The following is a 16,285-nucleotide window of genomic DNA, read 5'->3' as shown; positions in this document are numbered from 1 at the left end:
GGAAATGAAAATCGGGGGCTGTGCGGTCTAGCTCGGGTCACGCGAGCAGACGCCGAAGGAAATAGACGCGGAACAGGTCGAGCAAGGCCTCGGCGATCTCATTGTCGTTCGCGTGCGCAACGACCTGGACGCCGCCGTCCGCCGGGGCATATTCGAAAGGATGGAGCCCCGTCAGCCGAAGCGCGGTGGGATCGAGACCGTCGCGGCGGAGCGCCGCGATCGCGCTGTCGTCGAGCGTGAGGCCGACCCAGATTCCGGCGCTCCGCGCTGCGATCATGCCGAGATCGGCAAATTCGCCCGCGATCAGAAGCTCTGCCCGTCCGTCCATATTTGGCCCCCTGGCCCCGCGCCGCTCGCGGGGCTTCCTGTCCGGACAGCGCGCTTAGCCCCCGCGCGAATCCGGTGATCATTCGCACTGCCTTGCCGCGTTCGGGCCTCGCTGGCCATGCAGTTTCGATGAAGCGTTCAGCAAAATTTCTTTAGCCGTGTGTCGCTCCTCGCCATCGCCGGCGGCCATCCGGAGCCGGGTGAGCGGTCTGGCCGGGCGCGAACCGGCGCGCAACGGCCCGCCCCGCGCTTTTTTCCCCGCCCGCATGCGCGGGCTCCTCGCGCCGCCGCGTTCCGCGGCCAAAAAAGCGCGGGGTCGACCGTCCTCCGCTGCGCTGCGGCCCTTGCGGGTGCGCGCCGGTCCCGTGCGCCCGTCCGGCCTCCGCTCACGCTCCGGAGATGGTCTCCGGCAGCGATTTTGAAGGAGACGAACAATGGCAGCCATCGGCTTTGTGAACGGCACCATCGAAAAGGGTTTCGTGGGCCAATTGAAGACGCTTTCGATCCGGGCAAGCGTCGAGATCAGCCCGAACCGGAGCAAATCGAACGAGGTGCAGCCCGATTTCCGGGTCCATTCCGAAGGCGTCGAGATCGGCGCGGGCTGGGTCCGGATCGGCGAAACGTCGGGCAAACCCTATGTCGGGCTGGCGCTTGCCGCGCCCGAATTCGGGCCGCGCCGGCTCTACGCGAATCTCGGCCGTGCCGCCGGACAGGACGACGACAACACCTACGCCGTCATCTGGAACGCGGACGACTGACGGGCCTGACCCCGCACCCGCCACGGCGGATGCGGGGTCACCCTTTTTCTTGTCGCCGCGCGATATTCGGCTAGGATTCTCGGTAAATGAAAACCGATCTCGACCATCTTCCCGACCGCAAGCGCCGCGACCTCGCGCGCATCGTCGAAATCCTCTTCGCCGAGTTCGAGGATGCGATCGCGCTGTCGACGCAGAAGTGGAAGAAGCAGGGCCGCATCCTCAAGGTCATCCTCTACGGCAGCTATGCGCGCGGCGACTGGGTCGCCGATCCGAAGGGCGGCTATTATTCCGACTATGATATCCTCGTCGTCGTCAGCGACGAGCGCCTCACCGATCCGGTCGATTATTGGTACAAGGCCGAGGATTGTTTCCTGCGCGAATACAGCATCAGCAAGAAGCTGTCGGCGCCGGTCGGGCTGATCGTTCACAGCCTCGGCGACATCAATTTCCAGCTGTCGCGCGGGCGGCCCTTCTTCATCGACATCGTGCGCGAAGGAATCATTCTCTACGAGTTCGGAACCCAGTCGTTCGACCCGCCGAAGCCGCTATCGGCAGAGGTCGCGCGCGAGGAAGCGCAGCAATATTTCGATAAGTGGTTCGCCAATGCGACCGATTTTCTCGAAGCCGGAAAGTTCATGATTGCGCGCGGCTCAAACAGCTTGGCTGCGTTCCAATTGCATCAAGCGACAGAGCATTTCTATCACACCGCGTTGCTGGTTAAAACGCTTTACTCGCCCAAGTCACACAAGATCAATTTCCTGCGCGACAAGGCCGAGGACATTGCGCGCGAGCTGATTCCGGTCTGGCCGCGCGACGAGAAATTCACGCGCCGCTGCTTCGAACTGCTCCAGCAAGCCTATGTCAACGCGCGCTATTCGAAGCATTACAAGATCACCGACGGCGAGCTCGAATGGCTCGTCGAGCGCATCGAATTGCTTCAAGCCGAAGTGAAAGCGATCGCCGAACGCCACCTCTCGGCAGGCTGACAGCTCAGCTCAATTCGAACAGTTCGGGCTGCACCGGCGCCGCGAGCAGCGCGCGCGCCTCGAGCGCCGCGCCGACCGCCTGCCGATAGTGGATTGTGCGAAAACGCTCGGCTTCATCGAAACCGACGGGCGCCCATTCGTCGCCCGGATAGCAGGCGTCGTAAATTGCGCGCGCCGCCGCGCGCAGCCGCACGTCGTGCTGCAATGTCCTTCTCCGTTTCTGCCGAATCGACGCCGATGACGGTGTCAGGAATTATAGAACATAAGAAGAACATTAAGGCAAGCGGCGAGGGGGATCGATTTTCGCCTGTGCGTTTTTCGAGCCTCCCGCCGCCCGCACCGGCAAGCCATGACCCTCCGCACCGCGTTCCGACGCGCCGATGCAAGGAGGTCCGGTCATGGCCCGATCGAACGACGAAGGCCCAGCTGCGCGCGCCGCCGAGGCGCGCGCTGGAAGCCCGTTTCTAGGCCCCGCCGAGGCGGCGCATTATCTCGGTCTTTCCGAACGCACGCTCCGCGAATATCGATCGAAGGGCACGGGTCCTGAGTTCCGGCGTCACGGCAACAAGCTCCGCTATCATGTCGACGACCTCATCGCATGGTCGCGGCGTCCGCGGCGGGCGGGCGATGATGCCTGACCGCCCGGTCATCGTCCGCGCCACTCTTTGCGGTGCGCTTGTCGTCGCGCTCGGCGTCACCGTCGCATCGCCGCCGCGCCCGCGTTTCCTCTGGAACGCAAGCGCGAGCGCGCCGATCGGGCTTTGGCGAATTGAACCCGGCGCACCACCGCGGCGCGGCGATATGGTCGCCGCGACGCTCGGCGAACCATGGCGTTCCTTCGCTGCGCGGCGCCGCTATCTCCCGTCCAACGTCCCGCTGATCAAGCGCGTCGCCGCCCGGTCCGGCGACCGGATTTGCGCTTCTGGCAACACGATCCTCGTCAATGATGTGAAAATCGCGAGCCGGGTTCGGTTCGACGGAGCGGAGCGCCCGATGCCCGAATGGCGCGGCTGCACCACGCTCGGACCGGACGAGCTTCTGCTCCTGATGGAAGTCGAGAGTTCGTTCGACGGCCGCTATTTCGGGCCGACCAAAAGTGGCGATCTCATCGGCAAGGCGACCCCCTTGTGGCTTCCCTGAAAGCATTATTCGTTGCCGCTCTGCTGCTCGCGGCAAGTCCCGCGCGCGCCGATCCGGTCGCGCAATGGCGACCGCATATCGCCGAAGCGTCGGTCCGTTTCGGCGTTCCCGCCATGTGGATCGAACGTGTGATGCGCGCCGAAAGCGGGGGACGGACGACGCTGCACGGCCGCCCGATCACGAGCCGGGCAGGGGCGATGGGACTCATGCAGCTGATGCCGGGCACCTGGAAGTCGGTACGCGAGCGGCTTGGTCTCGGCTCCGATCCGCACGATCCGCGCGACAATATAATGGCGGGCACCTATTATCTGCGGCTCATGCACGATCGTTTCGGCTACCCCGGCCTGTTCGCCGCCTACAACGCGGGACCGGGGCGATACGCGGCCTATCTCGCAGGGCGTTCGCGCCTTCCCGCCGAGACGCTCGCCTATCTCGGCGCCGTGACAGGCGAGGGCTTCGATCATCGTGCCAGAGCCAAATCCTCTGCGAATACCGCCCCCGACATAGCGAATCCGGCCGCTCCCGTGCGGGGCGGCCGGATCGATCCGCATGCTACGATATTCTTCATCCATCGCCCGCGGTCTTGAGCCGGGGCGGGGTAGGGCTCGTCTCGGCAAGTCCGAGCATGACGGGCGCCGGAGCGGCTTTCAAGGCCGGCGGCCCCTCCAATTTGCTGCGCAAATCGGTTCCTCCGCCGCCGCTTCGCGGCGCCTCCGCTGCGCTCCGGCGGCCCTGACAGCCACTCCGCCGCCCGTCGTCGAGGGACGGTCCTCGAACGGTTCGGGGCTAAGAAAGGAGCATGTCATGGACGTTTTTCAGAGCATCGATGTCGCATCGGATCGCGTGTTTTCATCGCTGGTTTCGGGCCTGGAGGTCGAGTTCGGGCGTGGTGCGGGCGCGGCATTGGCACAGCGTTTTCTCGATGCCGAGGAAGTGGATTTCCATTGGGAGGCGAGGCTGCAGGAGCGCTGGCTCGGCGCCTATGTAGGCATCGATGACGATGATATCGAGCTCGATCGGATCGTCATCCTGGGCCTGCTCGATGGCGAATATTTCCTGGCGACGATGATCGTCGATGGCGACGGAAACGCACAGGGAATGATGGGACGGCGCGTGTTCGAGAACGAAGAGGTGGCGCGCCGCGCTTTCACGGATGGGTGAAAGCAGCCGCTGCACGCGAAGCGGCGTCCGGACGCGGCGCCGCTTTTTCCTCTTGGGTCGGCGGTAGTGAGGATGGCGGAGATGGTGGAATTTGTTGAAGGACGAGGGGGGTGCGCGGATAGCAAGATAAAAGCAATATCTCGCGATATTGTAAGTCCTTGCCTGCACATCTTTTTTCGGCGATTTCCGCGAGATAAGCCGCAATTGCGCGAGACAGGCCGCGCGAGATCGGCAGTTTTCCGTGCTTCAGTCCGCCATTTGGCGAGACAGGGTGCCGAAGCCCGCCGATTTTCGGGTTGGGCGGCGAGCAGCGCCGATCGGGGTGGGCTCGCTATATGAAGGACGACGAAGACTTCACACCGCGTCTCGGACGCATCGGCGGCCGCGGCAAGGAGGCCCGCTATCTCGCGCTTGTTGTCAAGGCCGCGCGACGGCTCGGCAAATCGGTTGGAAGGCGAGGCAGGTTCGACGGCAGCCGGATCGGGCGCGGAGCGAGCCTCGCGCGGGTGCTTCGATCACGCCGACATGACACCCTCCGTTCCCGGCGCGTGGTCGTGAAGTTCCGGCCTGTCAAACTCGCGGGGAGCGGCCAAGGCGGCGCCAAGGCACATCTGCGCTACATCCAGCGCGACGGCGTCACCCGCGAGGGCGCGCCCGGTAGGCTCTACTCCGCCGAACAGGACGTCGCCGACGGCTCGGCCTTTCTTGACCGCTCGAGCGGCGATCGCCACCAGTTCCGGATTATCGTCGCGCCCGAAGACGGCGACCAACTTCCCGATCTCAAACCCTTCGTCCGTAAGCTGATGACGCAGATGCAAGAGGATCTCTGCACCGGGCTCGATTGGGTGGCCGTCGATCACTTCAACACGGGCCATCCGCACAGTCACATCATGCTGCGCGGGAAGAATGACCGCGGCGCCGATCTGGTCATTGCCCGCGAATATGTCAGCCACGGAATACGGCACCGTGCGAGCGACATTCTCACGCTCGACCTTGGCCCCCGTACCGACCTTGAGGTCGAGGCGCGGCTTCGTGCCGATATGGGCGCCGAGCGTCTGACCGCGATCGACCGTCAGCTGCTCCGTGAAACGACCGGCCAACGTCTTGTCCTGGCCCGCAACCCGGACGCCTTTCAGCAGACGCTGCGGGCAGGGCGTTTGCAGAAGCTTGCCCGGATGGGGCTTGCGACGCATCTCGGCGGCGACAGCTGGCGATTGGACGCCAAGCTCGCGGACACGCTCCGCCGCATGGGCGAGCGCGGCGACATCATCCGGACAATGCAGCGCGAACTGGCCGCGCGAAATCTCGATCGCGCGCCGGCCGATCGCGTCATTTTCGATCCTGCGCATACCGGTGTTCGGTCGGTGACCGGCCGTGTGGTCGCGCGCGGATTATCCGATGAACATCGCGATCATAACTATATGCTCGTCGATGGCGTGGACGGGCATACCCATTATATCGAAATCGGCCAAGCGGCAGCCGTCGCTCCGACGCCCGAAGGCGCCGTCGTCAAAATTTCCGCACGCGAAGGCCGCATTCGCGCCGCCGATCATACGTTAGTGGAAGTGGCTGCGGCCAATTCCGGGATATATACTGTCGACGCACATTTGCGGCACGATCCAACCGCAAGCGAAGCCTTTGCCGAAACGCATGTTCGGCGCCTTGAGGCAATGCGCAGGATCATGCGCAGTATCGACCGAAATCCTGACGGAAGCTGGATCATCGCCGCCGATCATTTGCAAAAGGCAGAGACATTTGAAAAGCGGATGCTCGCCGACCGACCTGTCGAGGTCGAAATGCTGTCCGCCATGCCGGTCGAAGAATTGCCAGCGATGGACGCCGCCACGTGGCTCGACCGCGAGTTGGCCGCGGAGGCACCGAGCACGATCCGCGAGGCAGGCTTTGGCCGCGAGGTTCGCGCTGCGCAGACGCTGCGCCGGCAGTGGCTGCTCGCGGAAAAACTGGCGGAAGAAATAGACGGGAAGACGATCTATCGTCGCGATATGCTCGCAGCCTTGCAGCGCCGCGAACTGCTGCGCGTGGCCGCCCGGATATCGGACGAACTCGAAAAGCCATTCGTGGAAGCGAAACCGGGCGACCCCATCGCGGGGCGTCTTCTGAGGCAGATCGATATGGTGAGCGGGCGTCACGGTCTTGTTGAACGGTCGCGCGATTTCACTCTGGTTCCTTGGCGGCCAGTGCTCGACCGGCACGTCGGCAAGCCCCTCTCGGGAATCATGCGGGACCGCGGGATCAACTGGTCTTTCGGTCGGCAACGCGGCGGGCCGAGCATCTCATAACGGCCCCTAGCAATGGAGGAGGCAAATGGCTTCGATCCTATTGGATGACACCCCAAAAACCGATTGAGGCTGCCGCGTCGGCACGGGAATAATAGAAGCTGAGCGCGTCGAGAGCGCAACCGATATGCGATGATAGGGAAGCCCGCAGGTTACGAAATATTTTGGCACTTGCACGAGCGCCTCGGCGGCGACGATTCCGACGAGACTTCTTTCGGGATTTTGTGCGATTTCGGCGCTTCGCCAGAATCGCTCAGCTAGTGGCGTCAATTTCAGGTGGCTGCCAATTTGGGATATGATGTCAAAAGAGTCCGGGTGTCGTGACGGCTGATGAGCTCTGCGGGGACGACGCTCTGGCAGTTATCGCGTCTTGATTGACAACTTCCTCATCAGACAAAGAGAATATCCGGCTGCTGGACTTTTCTGTAGCGGTTGATCGGCCTTGAGGTCGAATCCGCGCGTAGCTGCCGTGACAAAAAAACGCATCTCAACACGAGCGTTTATCGACCGACGCAATCCCGACACTGACCCATCGCTTCGATCACGACATTCACGGCAGAAAAGCCAGATGTTCCGATGGTTTCAATCAGTTCATCGAGCTGGCTACCAAGCCGAAGCGGAAACGCCCGACCGCACGAACTGCAGATCGCAATCATGTCAGTGGCGGCTCGGCGGATCAGATAGGCATTTGCCGTTTCGATTCGAGTGACGCGCTCTTCGGCGACCAGCCGCCGTACAGTGCGATAAATCTGGGTTGGGTAGAGCTGCACACCGGTCGCGGCGGCCTGCGCCTGAATGGCATAAGCGGTCAGCGGCCGGTCAACCTCGTCAAGGATCGACAATATCAGCGCGGACATGTCGGCCGCCCCGATTTTCGGTCGCTTGCCTCCTTCGAGAACCGAGTGTGCCATCGCGGAAACTCAGCAGGATCCGGTTACAACAAGCATCCGGACCCTGCTGCCCCCTTAGAAGTTCACGCGTGCAGTGACGCGAATATCGCGTCCGGCGAGAGGTGCATAATCCTTGAGGAAGCTCGCGTGCCGCCGCGCATCGACGTCGAAGATATTGTTCGCTGATACGGCGAAGCTGAGCGGACGATCATTGCCCCACGGCCGGAAGTTCAGCTCGGCATTGACCATCGTATAACCGTCGGTCGGAGTCTCGAAGCCCGAGATGCGCATCTGCTTGTCGACCCATTCGACCTCGCCGCGCAGGTCGACCCTGGGCGAGGTGACCCCGAGGCCGCCGAGCATGCGCAGCGGAGGGATCCGCGGTGCGGCTCCGACATTGACGATCCGGGCATGGGTATAGTCGGCCAGCGCGTCGGCCTTGAGTTCCATGTCTCCGAACTTCGCGAGCGTCAGCGTGCCCTGGACTTCGAAGCCGTAGAAGCGGGCGTTGGACTGGCGGAACTGGTAGACGGGGAGACCATCCTCGAGATCGCCGGTCTGGTCTTCGTATATGAAATCGGAGAACCAGGTTTGATAGGCCGACGCTTCGAGCGTGTAGCCCGGCCCTCCGCCGCGCAGCACCGCCTCAGCGCTCACCGCCTTTTCGAGCGCGAAGTCGGGATTGCCGATCTCGAACGCTTCAGTCCCGGCGTGCGGTCCGTTGGCGAACAGTTCTTCGCCCGCCGGGGCGCGCTGGGTGCGCGAAACATTGACCCCGAAGCGCCAGTCACCGGCAAAGCGATAGGACGCTCCAAGTGAGGCCGAAAAGGCATCGAAGCTGCGGTCGCCGCTGAAAAATTGCGGCTGGTCAGGGAGCGGCTTGGCGCTGAGGCTCGTGTGCTCGAAACGGGCGCCCGCCTCAACCTTCAGCCGGTCGAAGTCGAGCTGCTGGAGCGTGAACAGGCCCCATTGTTCGGTGCTATTCTTCGGCAAGAACGCCTCTTCGCCGACGACGTTGAAATCGCGGATGAAGAATTGTCCGCCGCTCGCACCGGACCACAGGCCGCGCTTGGCCTGCGTCAGTTCGAGCCGGCCCTCCATGCCCTTGTTGTAGAAGGCGGTGCCGACCTCGCCCGTCTCTTCGAGCTCGAAGTGGCGATAATTGGCGTAGCCGAAGCGTAGCTTGACCTTGTCGATCAGCGAGCCGTTCGCATTGACCTCGGCGCGCGCGTCGAAGCGGTTCTGGAGGAGGCTGAGGCGAGGGCCTTCCTGTTCCTGCCCAGGCTCGGTCCCAAGGCGGATCGGCACGCCATAGAGGCTGTCATAATGGCTGTAGGAAAGACCAAGGCTCCCCCCATCGGCAATGTATGCCACCCCCGCGCCCGCGGACCATGTCTTGCTCGCGGTATTCGGCAATTTGCCTCGAACCGCGGCGTTGGCGGCGAAGTCGATCGGCTCTTCGGCATCGGGATCGGGCGGGAGAAGCGAGGATTCGAGCGCCTGCGTGCGGAGCTCGGGCGTCAGCGCATAGCCGCCGATCCGGACATTGCGCGATTTCAGATAGCTGCCGTCGGCGTGCACGACGAGATGCGCGGTGACCGGGACATCGATCGATCCCGCAACCGAACGCACATTCGCAGCCGAGCCATAGGTCGCGATCGCCCCGATATGCACCGGCTCATTGGGAATCTCGGCGGGAATCCGCTTGTCGAGAACATTGACCACGCCGCCGATCGCCGCCGATCCGTAAAGCAACGACTGCGGGCCGCGCAGCACCTCGATGCGGTCGGCTAGCAGCGGATTGACGACGGTGGCATGGTCGACTGAGGTGTTCGACACGTCGATCGACCCGATGCCGTCGGTGAGTACGCGCACGCGCTCGCCTTGCAGGCCACGCAGCACGGGCCGAGACGCGCTCGGACCGAAGGAGGTCGCCGATACGCCCGGCGTGCGGGCCAGCGTCTCGCCGATCGAGGGGCGCAGCTTCTGGGTCAGTTCGGCGCCTTCGAGTACGGCGACGCCCGAAAGCATGTCTTGGCGTGCGACCGGCAGCACGCCGGTCACGACGATGTCGCGGCTGGGCTCGTTGTGGTAGTGGTCGCCCTGCGGCGTCGCCGGCGGCGTCTCCTGAGCATGGACGACAGCGCCGCTCGCAACAAAGGTGATCATCGCACAGCCTGCACGCAGAATGATGGACCGCATCAGCGCTTCCCCTAATGTTATAGTAAAAAGTTACGGTTCTTCTCGCATCTGCGAAAGGCCGGATCCTCGCTAGGCTCGTAGAAGAAATGTTACAACATCACATTGAGTCGATTTGCCGCCAATTCAGCTCTATTCGTCGCAGCGGCGCTGGCGTCAGATGTCGCGGCGTGCGCCCCAGACACGGACTGCGCTGCATCTGACGTGAAATATACCGCAGCGGACGAGCCGCAGATTAGAACTGTTCCCCGAGGCCGATGGAAAGCCCTCATATCCTGACAAGCGACCCAGGCCGCCCTGTGATGAATCGTGACATCATCCGCTGGGGGTCCGAGGGCGAGGATGCTGTAAAAGAGCGGCGGCTCCCAGCTCGAGAACGGCGCGCGCCGGGCCCTTCAGAAAGGTCGCCTCGCGTGATCGCGCGTGTTATGATTTCTCCGCTGGCCGCCTTTTTCTTTCTGAAAGAGACGGGGCGTCATGTGAACGACAACGGCAAGATCGTCACTTGGTCACGTCGCTGATGGCCGGTTGCTGACAGGCCGGTTTCGACATTAATTAGGAAAAGTCGGCAATCCGACCGCTGCCCCTCTCGGTGTAAAAACGAGATGCTCTCACCTATAGCTTTGGTGGGTCGATTGGGATTTCGCTGGTTTCAGCGCGGCGACGAGTTAAACGCCCGTTACGCGGCGCACCATTTGGACACTGGACGACACCACGGCTGAACGGCAAAGACACAGCTTTACCTAAAACATCGGGTAGAGTACCCGTTCTCGGAAAGTTCGGGTAGGATACCCGATTTGGATCGTTTGATGAATTATGTCGCCACGCCAGTTGCCAGCCGCCTGACCGGCCTTTCCATTGACTTGCTACGTGAATGGACGGTTCGGCGCGCGCTCATCCCGGCGGACGAGCGGCCGGGCCGAAAGGGCGCACCGGCGCAATATAGCTGGCAGACGATTTTGGTGCTCCGCTTGGCGATAACGCTGCATCGCCAGTTCCGCGTGGAGCTGCAGGGACATAAGGACCTGTTCGGCAGCTTGCGTCAGGCCCTGAAGCGCACGTCGTTCATTGCTCTCTGGGGACGGCGGATCGCCTTCTATGGCAATGACCGCTGGGAGCTGCTGGGCGCTGGCGATGTTTCGGTGTCCGGCGAAGATGCCCTCATTCTCAGTCTTGACCGGCACCTCGACGTCCTGCGTGAAGGCTTTGCTTTGCCATCGCCCGCGCGCCGCGAGGGCCAACTGGAGCTGTTCCCGGTCCGTGCGGTGCGCGACGTGGCAGTTGCACCAGTACCGTCTCCGACAGCCAGGGCGGTCGGGCGATGAGCGAGATGCTGCAGGGTTGGCTTGACCGGCTCGGCTACTCGGCCGAACCAGCGCAGCTGCATCTGCGCACCGATGACGTGCCCGACACGCACCCTTACGCGCTCGAATTACGCGCGATGCTGAGCGACAACGGAGCGATCGGCGCTCGCGCCGTCTTCGATGTCGAAGGCGTCCCAGCGGTCGTGTTCGTCTCCCACGAGGATCAGCCACTGTCGCGCGACCAGCTCGACACTATCCGCCAGCGCATCTGGAACCAAAACCTCGCCACCGTCGTGATCGACGTGCGCGGCGACACCGCCGTCGCCTTACCGGTCCGACGCCTCAAGAATGCGCAGGAGCGCCTGACGCTCGCCGAAGCGGCGCCCGATGGCCCCTTCTCTGCGCTGGAGGTCGCATCGGCGAACCTCTCCGAGCGCTTGCCCAAATGGTTCGAGTTGCGCGCGCGTGTCGATCGCAAGCTCTTAGAAAATCTCTCGGCCGCCGTGGAAATACTGGCGGAGGAAGGCTTCAAGCAGCAGAACGATCTGGCCCCCGAGCAACGCGCGCGGCTCTGGCGCCGACTTGCCGAGCTGCTGATGGGTCAAATTCTCTTCATCTCCTATCTCGAACATCGGCAGATTGTCGGCGCGCATTATCGAAACCGGCGCGGTGTGGCTTCTCTCCATGACCTTGTCATGGCCGGCGACCGGGACGGCATCATCAAGTTGATCGATTGCCTGCGACAGGACTTCAACGGCGACTTCCTGGGCGATGATCGCCACGACCCCTGGTCCGAACTCGACGCCAAGGGTTTCCTGACGCTCGACTCGTTTTTGCGGCGCACCAACATGCGCACCGGTCAGGGGTCATTCTGGAATTATGACTTCAGCTACATTCCGGTCGAATTGCTGTCAGGGCTCTACGAGGAGTTGCTCTCCGACGAGCAACAGGAGCGTGACGGTGCCTATTATACGCCCCGACACCTAGCCATGCTGGCGGTCGAACAGGTTCTGGCGCTTTCGGACAATCTGCTGACGGAGCGGATTTTCGATGGCGCATGCGGATCGGGTATCCTGCTCACTACCGCCTTTCGTCGGCTACTAGCTCATGCCGAGGCGATGTCGGGCCGCCAACTCGGTTTCAAGGAGCGCGGGGAACTTCTCCAACGCCAGATCTTCGGCGCTGACATCAACGAGATGGCTTGCCGGGTGACCGCGTTCAGCCTCTATCTGTCCGTGCTTGAAGGTCTCGATCCCGCCGACATCCTCACTGCCCAGGAGAGCGAGCAGGTTAAGCTCCCGTCGCTCAAGCAGACCAATCTCTTCTATGGCGAAGCCGGTGACCTGTTCAGCCCGAGCCATGGCTTCAAGGGGGAGCGCTTCACGCTGATCCTGTCGAACCCGCCTTGGACAGAGCCACCGGGCGACGTGAAGACCAGCGCAGACGTCTGGGTCGAATCGACCGATATTCCCTTCGTGCGCCGGCAGATTGCCGGAGCGTTTGCCATGCGGGTACTCGACTTCCTCGAGGACGGCGGCAAGATCTGCCTCATCCTCCCGATCGGGCAATTCCTCGGCGCGTCGAGCGCAGATTTCGTCAGCGAATTTCTCGAGCGTGCTAAGCCGCTCCGGCTGATCAATTTCGGCGATCTCCAACAGCTCCTGTTCCCGACCGCATCGAACACCTGCCACGTGTTCATTGGGACGGCGCGGTCCGCACCGGAGCCCCGTGACGACGGCATCGAACGAATCAGGGCGACACGCATCCCGCACGGCGAAAGCTTCGACTATTGCGTGCCCAAGGCCGATCTCAGCCTGGCGTTTGGCCGTCTCACCATGCAGACCGCTGATCGCCATTTCCTCGACACGCGGTCAATCGCGCAGGACCCGCAACGTCTCATCACTTATATGTGGGGCGACGCAAACGATCTGTCGCTCTGGTCCCGGCTCAATGCGCTCGGGTCCTTTGGCGACTTCTGGAAAGGGCCCAAAGAATTCCGACAATGGGTCAACCGGAAAGGCGTGCATCTCGAGGACAAGAGCCGCACACCGGAAAGCGCCGACCGGCTAAGGGACATGAAGCATATTCCGATTGAGGCGCTGCGCACCGGCGCCCCGGTGCTCCATCCCGATCGCCTCAATGCCTGGCCCCCTTCGCGCACCACCGTTGTCGGGCTGAACGACGGCCTGATGTCGGTATTCGACGGCCCCCGCGTGCTGTTCCCGGACGGCTTCTCGCGCGAGGAGCTATCGGTGCGGGCCGTGTTCTTCGATAAACCTGCGAGCTTCACCCACAGCGTTGGCGTAATCTCCGGGGCGCCTGGCGATGCGCCGTTGCTCCGCTTTGCGACCATTTATCTGCGCTCGAGCCTCGCCCGCTATTTCCTGATGATGCGCGCATGGAAGATGCTCGCGGAGCGGAACGGCGTCCATCTCAAGGATGTCGAGACCTTCCCCTTCTTCCGCCCCGAAATGGCGCCCGATCCCGACCAGGCACTCGTCGCAATGCAGGCCGTCAGCGACTGGTTGGTCGCGCTGGAAAGCGTGCCTGAGTTGCAGCAAGCGGCACGCTACGAAGCCAACCAAGCGATGCTCGACGAGCATGTCTTCAATTTCTTCGATCTTGGCGCGACCGAGAAGGAACTGGTGCGCGAGACGGTCGACAAGTTGATGCCGGCGATCCGTCCGCGCGGCTTCAAGCGGATGCGCGAGTTGGCGCAGCTTCGGCTCGCTCCTGGTGATCTCGATGCCTACGCCCGCACGCTCGGTCGCGCATTGACCGAGTGGCGAGAACGGATGGGCGGCCAAGGCCAGTTTGAGGTCGGCGTGATGGCGAGCGAACCAAGCCGGGAGGGACCGCTCGGCATCGTACGCGTGCGGTATCGCCCGGAAGTGACCGATAATCCCGTGCTGGACCGCAGCCAGATCGACGACGCTCTGGTGCTCGCGACCGTTGCACAGCTTCGTGAGGCTGGGCTGTCGGTCATCCCATCGGGCGATGCCATGCAACTTGTTCCCGACACGCAGATCTGGAACGGTGGCGATCTTTATCTCGTACGCCCGCTCGCCCGCCGAAGCTGGACCGTTCGCCACGCGCTGCGCGACGCCGAACAGATGGTCCGCACGGTGCAGCGCGTGGCGGCCGATCCTTCTCCATCAAAGCGAGTGCCTGCGTGACCGGCACATCCGACTGGCTCACGGCATTCCCTCTCCAAAGCGCGACCGAGGCGGTTGACGCGCTGATGGAGAGCTGGGCCACGCTTGCAGCCAACCAAAAGCCAGGTTTCCACCCGAAACTTCACGAACCTGTGCTCACCAAGGCGCTCAAGACCCATGCCGAATTGGTGACGGGACGGCGCCGCGGCCTGCTGGGCCACTGGTCCGCCGAAAATGTCATACTGGAAATGGATCTCGAAACGGCCGAGGTCCAAGAGGAGCGGCGGACTGACATCGTCTACAGCTTCAATACCACAACTCAATCCGTTGCATTGGTATTCGAATTCAAGAAGATGAGCCGCTTCAAGGCCGATCGGGATCATTATCTCGGAAATAAGGGCTTGGGCCGCTTCGTGACCGGCATTTATGCGCGCGGCGAAGCTATCGCCGCGATGGTCGCCATGCTGACCGATCCCAAGCATGATGTGCTGACTCCGTTGTGCGACGAGTTGTCCAACGCGGCACGATCGGCAACTCTTCGGCTGAGACCCTCATCGACAGGCGGGGCCTTTGAAGCCCCTTCGACGATGTTTCCCGCCGCAGAGTTTGACACCGAGCATGATCGGGACGCGCATCTGGCACCAACGCACGGGACGATCAGGGTCGCTCATTTTTTCCTGGAATTCGGCTATTCTGTTTCCAGCCAGCGGTCCGCCAGATCGCCGAAGAAGAAGGCTGCTAGGGCCGTTCCGCTCGCGAATTGACCGTGAGTGCGTGTCTAATTGACCGTGAGTGCGTGTCTAATCGCCCATGCTATTGGCCCGAAATTTAATATTCGGCACCAGCACCGACGCCGTCGAGACGGGCGCGACAAGCGCGCCTCGTTGAAGTGTTGGCGCTGGCCGCTCAGCGCCACGGCCTTGTCCACTATCTAAACGGCGAGACGCTCATAGGTCATACCAGTCGAGGCATCCGGTTTCCGCGAGAAAATGATGGGGAATCCGATCGGCGGCGTAAACGAGACCGCGATCGCGGGTCGCCTGCTCCGGCTTTTCACCATGAAACAGGTTGCAGCGCACCTGATAGATGGTCCGTAGCGTTTGCTCCCAGTTCGGCGCGACGCCCGGCGCCCAAACCGCCGGTTGCCGCTTGACGTTCTGTACCTCGCATTGAACCAAAAGAGTCGCGCGATCAAGACGACGGAATGCATCAAAGCCCAGCTTGGCATGAACATTTGAGACGTTGAGCACTGGCCAGTGCGAGGCAAATGTTCGAATTTCCTGCCCTGAGTTGGTCGCATGCCACAACGAGGCGGGGTTCGGCAACGAGTGCGTTGATCATCTCGAAGTCGCGCTCGCAGCCAGTGACGGCCGCCATCCACCCGTTGAACCCATCCACCGCAACATGAAGGCGATCATCGATGGTGGCTCGCGATCAGCGCGTTCGATCAACTCCCTCGATGCCCGATAGGCCGAGGGATCGAGTGTCTGATAATGGGTGAAGTTCGCCACGAGTTTAACCCTCCCCAGCTCTTCATACCTGCATCCAGCCCAATGATGCGCAGGTGAGCGGGCATTTCAATAGCGAACGACCGCAAAGCCTCCGTACATTGCCGATCAAGCTCCCGCGGGCTGTTAGGTGAGCCAACGGCAGGTTTTGAGAAAAATCAGATTAGCGGCGAACGGCCGACATCGGGCGCGCGGCTGATAGCCAGCTTTACCGAAATTCCCCGCCGGTCAGACCGGCGGGGAAGGGCGGATCAGCCGTTCAAACGGTCTTTGACGGCCTTTGCGGCGCCAAAGGTCAGCTTCTTCGCGGCTGCGATCTGGATCGCAGCGCCGGTCGAAGGGTTGCGGCCTTCCCGAGCGGCCGTTTCCTTGACCTTGAACTTGCCAAAGCCGTTGACGGACACCTCGTCGCCCTTCGCGGCAGCGTCGGAAATCGCGGCGAACACGGCATCGACGGCCTTCTTGCCGTCTGCCTTGCTTGCGCCGAGCGAGGTTGCGACAGCGTCCGAAAGTTCGGCATGATTCATATAATTTCTCCACTTGCGTCCGGATCCATCCCG

16 protein-coding genes are annotated in these 16,285 nt (G+C 62.5%); 10 read left to right on the top strand and 6 right to left on the bottom strand.

From position 1 onward, the window contains the following. Nucleotides 1–37 precede the first annotated feature (37 nt). Nucleotides 38–328: a hypothetical protein gene (locus tag ACIPPQ_RS16850; protein WP_446545221.1), complete on the bottom strand. Its 291-nt coding sequence runs from the start codon at nucleotides 326–328 to the stop codon at nucleotides 38–40. 433 nt (nucleotides 329–761) lie between these two features. Between ACIPPQ_RS16850 and ACIPPQ_RS16845 the strand changes: the two genes are divergently transcribed. Then, on the top strand, nucleotides 762–1,085 hold the full coding sequence (locus ACIPPQ_RS16845) for a DUF736 domain-containing protein (protein ID WP_446545220.1): 324 nt from the start codon (nucleotides 762–764) through the stop codon (nucleotides 1,083–1,085). A gap of 86 nt (nucleotides 1,086–1,171) precedes the next feature. Beyond that, complete coding sequence (locus ACIPPQ_RS16840) at nucleotides 1,172–2,071, top strand: HEPN domain-containing protein (protein ID WP_446545219.1); 900 nt, start codon at nucleotides 1,172–1,174, stop codon at nucleotides 2,069–2,071. A 4-nt stretch (nucleotides 2,072–2,075) separates the two neighbouring features. On the opposite strand, the gene ACIPPQ_RS16835 is transcribed toward ACIPPQ_RS16840, so the two are convergent. After that, complete coding sequence (locus ACIPPQ_RS16835; RefSeq protein ID WP_446545218.1) at nucleotides 2,076–2,276, bottom strand: hypothetical protein; 201 nt, start codon at nucleotides 2,274–2,276, stop codon at nucleotides 2,076–2,078. A 193-nt stretch (nucleotides 2,277–2,469) separates the two neighbouring features. On the opposite strand from ACIPPQ_RS16835, the gene ACIPPQ_RS16830 reads away from it, so the two are divergent. The 5 genes from ACIPPQ_RS16830 (at nucleotide 2,470) to rlxS (ending at nucleotide 6,672) form a co-directional block, all read left to right on the top strand. Then, nucleotides 2,470–2,709: a helix-turn-helix domain-containing protein gene (locus tag ACIPPQ_RS16830; protein ID WP_446545217.1), complete on the top strand. Its 240-nt coding sequence runs from the start codon at nucleotides 2,470–2,472 to the stop codon at nucleotides 2,707–2,709. Beyond that, a complete protein-coding gene (locus ACIPPQ_RS16825; RefSeq protein ID WP_446545216.1) occupies nucleotides 2,702–3,211 on the top strand; it encodes a S26 family signal peptidase in 510 nt (169 codons plus the stop codon). The genes ACIPPQ_RS16830 and ACIPPQ_RS16825 overlap by 8 nt, the downstream gene beginning before the upstream one ends. After that, complete coding sequence (locus ACIPPQ_RS16820; RefSeq protein ID WP_446545215.1) at nucleotides 3,199–3,798, top strand: lytic transglycosylase domain-containing protein; 600 nt, start codon at nucleotides 3,199–3,201, stop codon at nucleotides 3,796–3,798. Before ACIPPQ_RS16825 ends, ACIPPQ_RS16820 begins: the two co-directional genes overlap by 13 nt. 217 nt (nucleotides 3,799–4,015) lie before the next feature. Next, nucleotides 4,016–4,372, top strand: coding sequence for a hypothetical protein (locus tag ACIPPQ_RS16815; protein ID WP_446545214.1), 357 nt, complete (start codon nucleotides 4,016–4,018; stop codon nucleotides 4,370–4,372). A gap of 335 nt (nucleotides 4,373–4,707) precedes the next feature. After that, entirely contained in the window at nucleotides 4,708–6,672 is a 1,965-nt protein-coding gene (gene rlxS / locus ACIPPQ_RS16810; protein ID WP_446545213.1) for a relaxase/mobilization nuclease RlxS, read from the top strand. A gap of 497 nt (nucleotides 6,673–7,169) precedes the next feature. Here the strand turns inward: rlxS and ACIPPQ_RS16805 are convergent, their stop codons facing one another. Both ACIPPQ_RS16805 and ACIPPQ_RS16800 read right to left on the bottom strand, forming a co-directional pair. Beyond that, the gene (locus ACIPPQ_RS16805) at nucleotides 7,170–7,526 is read right to left on the bottom strand and encodes a hypothetical protein (protein ID WP_446545212.1); all 357 of its coding nucleotides are present in this window, start codon (nucleotides 7,524–7,526) and stop codon (nucleotides 7,170–7,172) included. A gap of 108 nt (nucleotides 7,527–7,634) precedes the next feature. Further along, nucleotides 7,635–9,761 carry a TonB-dependent receptor gene (locus tag ACIPPQ_RS16800; protein ID WP_446545211.1) on the bottom strand — a complete coding sequence of 709 codons (2,127 nt, stop codon included), beginning with the start codon at nucleotides 9,759–9,761 and terminating at the stop codon, nucleotides 7,635–7,637. 806 nt (nucleotides 9,762–10,567) lie between these two features. Between ACIPPQ_RS16800 and ACIPPQ_RS16795 the strand changes: the two genes are divergently transcribed. From ACIPPQ_RS16795 to ACIPPQ_RS16785, 3 genes are read left to right on the top strand one after another with little or no spacing between them, the layout of a single operon-like run. After that, nucleotides 10,568–11,083 (top strand): hypothetical protein, encoded by a 516-nt coding sequence (locus tag ACIPPQ_RS16795; RefSeq protein ID WP_446545210.1) that lies wholly within the window; start codon nucleotides 10,568–10,570, stop codon nucleotides 11,081–11,083. Further along, nucleotides 11,080–14,238 (top strand): N-6 DNA methylase, encoded by a 3,159-nt coding sequence (locus ACIPPQ_RS16790; protein WP_446545209.1) that lies wholly within the window; start codon nucleotides 11,080–11,082, stop codon nucleotides 14,236–14,238. Before ACIPPQ_RS16795 ends, ACIPPQ_RS16790 begins: the two co-directional genes overlap by 4 nt. Beyond that, complete coding sequence (locus tag ACIPPQ_RS16785; RefSeq protein ID WP_446545208.1) at nucleotides 14,235–14,981, top strand: hypothetical protein; 747 nt, start codon at nucleotides 14,235–14,237, stop codon at nucleotides 14,979–14,981. Before ACIPPQ_RS16790 ends, ACIPPQ_RS16785 begins: the two co-directional genes overlap by 4 nt. A gap of 183 nt (nucleotides 14,982–15,164) precedes the next feature. On the opposite strand, the gene ACIPPQ_RS16780 is transcribed toward ACIPPQ_RS16785, so the two are convergent. Continuing rightward, nucleotides 15,165–15,542 carry a hypothetical protein gene (locus ACIPPQ_RS16780; protein WP_446545207.1) on the bottom strand — a complete coding sequence of 126 codons (378 nt, stop codon included), beginning with the start codon at nucleotides 15,540–15,542 and terminating at the stop codon, nucleotides 15,165–15,167. 434 nt (nucleotides 15,543–15,976) lie between these two features. Beyond that, nucleotides 15,977–16,252, bottom strand: a complete 276-nt coding sequence (locus ACIPPQ_RS16775) for an HU family DNA-binding protein (RefSeq protein WP_446545206.1) — start codon at nucleotides 16,250–16,252, stop codon at nucleotides 15,977–15,979. Between the last annotated feature and the right edge of the window lie 33 nt (nucleotides 16,253–16,285).

Source organism: Sphingopyxis sp. LARHCG72 (assembly GCF_052871675.1).
Note: the sequence above shows the minus strand (reverse complement) of the source record. Positions and strands in the feature narration are given on the sequence as shown.

Coding starts and splice junctions, on each gene's coding strand:
- ACIPPQ_RS16850 (WP_446545221.1), bottom strand. CDS start 328: ATGGACGGACGGGCAGAGCTTCTGATCGCGGGCGAATTTGCCGATCTC.
- ACIPPQ_RS16845 (WP_446545220.1), top strand. CDS start 762: ATGGCAGCCATCGGCTTTGTGAACGGCACCATCGAAAAGGGTTTCGTG.
- ACIPPQ_RS16840 (WP_446545219.1), top strand. CDS start 1,172: ATGAAAACCGATCTCGACCATCTTCCCGACCGCAAGCGCCGCGACCTC.
- ACIPPQ_RS16830 (WP_446545217.1), top strand. CDS start 2,470: ATGGCCCGATCGAACGACGAAGGCCCAGCTGCGCGCGCCGCCGAGGCG.
- ACIPPQ_RS16825 (WP_446545216.1), top strand. CDS start 2,702: ATGCCTGACCGCCCGGTCATCGTCCGCGCCACTCTTTGCGGTGCGCTT.
- ACIPPQ_RS16815 (WP_446545214.1), top strand. CDS start 4,016: ATGGACGTTTTTCAGAGCATCGATGTCGCATCGGATCGCGTGTTTTCA.
- rlxS (WP_446545213.1), top strand. CDS start 4,708: ATGAAGGACGACGAAGACTTCACACCGCGTCTCGGACGCATCGGCGGC.
- ACIPPQ_RS16805 (WP_446545212.1), bottom strand. CDS start 7,526: ATGTCCGCGCTGATATTGTCGATCCTTGACGAGGTTGACCGGCCGCTG.
- ACIPPQ_RS16800 (WP_446545211.1), bottom strand. CDS start 9,761: ATGCGGTCCATCATTCTGCGTGCAGGCTGTGCGATGATCACCTTTGTT.
- ACIPPQ_RS16795 (WP_446545210.1), top strand. CDS start 10,568: ATGAATTATGTCGCCACGCCAGTTGCCAGCCGCCTGACCGGCCTTTCC.
- ACIPPQ_RS16790 (WP_446545209.1), top strand. CDS start 11,080: ATGAGCGAGATGCTGCAGGGTTGGCTTGACCGGCTCGGCTACTCGGCC.
- ACIPPQ_RS16775 (WP_446545206.1), bottom strand. CDS start 16,252: ATGAATCATGCCGAACTTTCGGACGCTGTCGCAACCTCGCTCGGCGCA.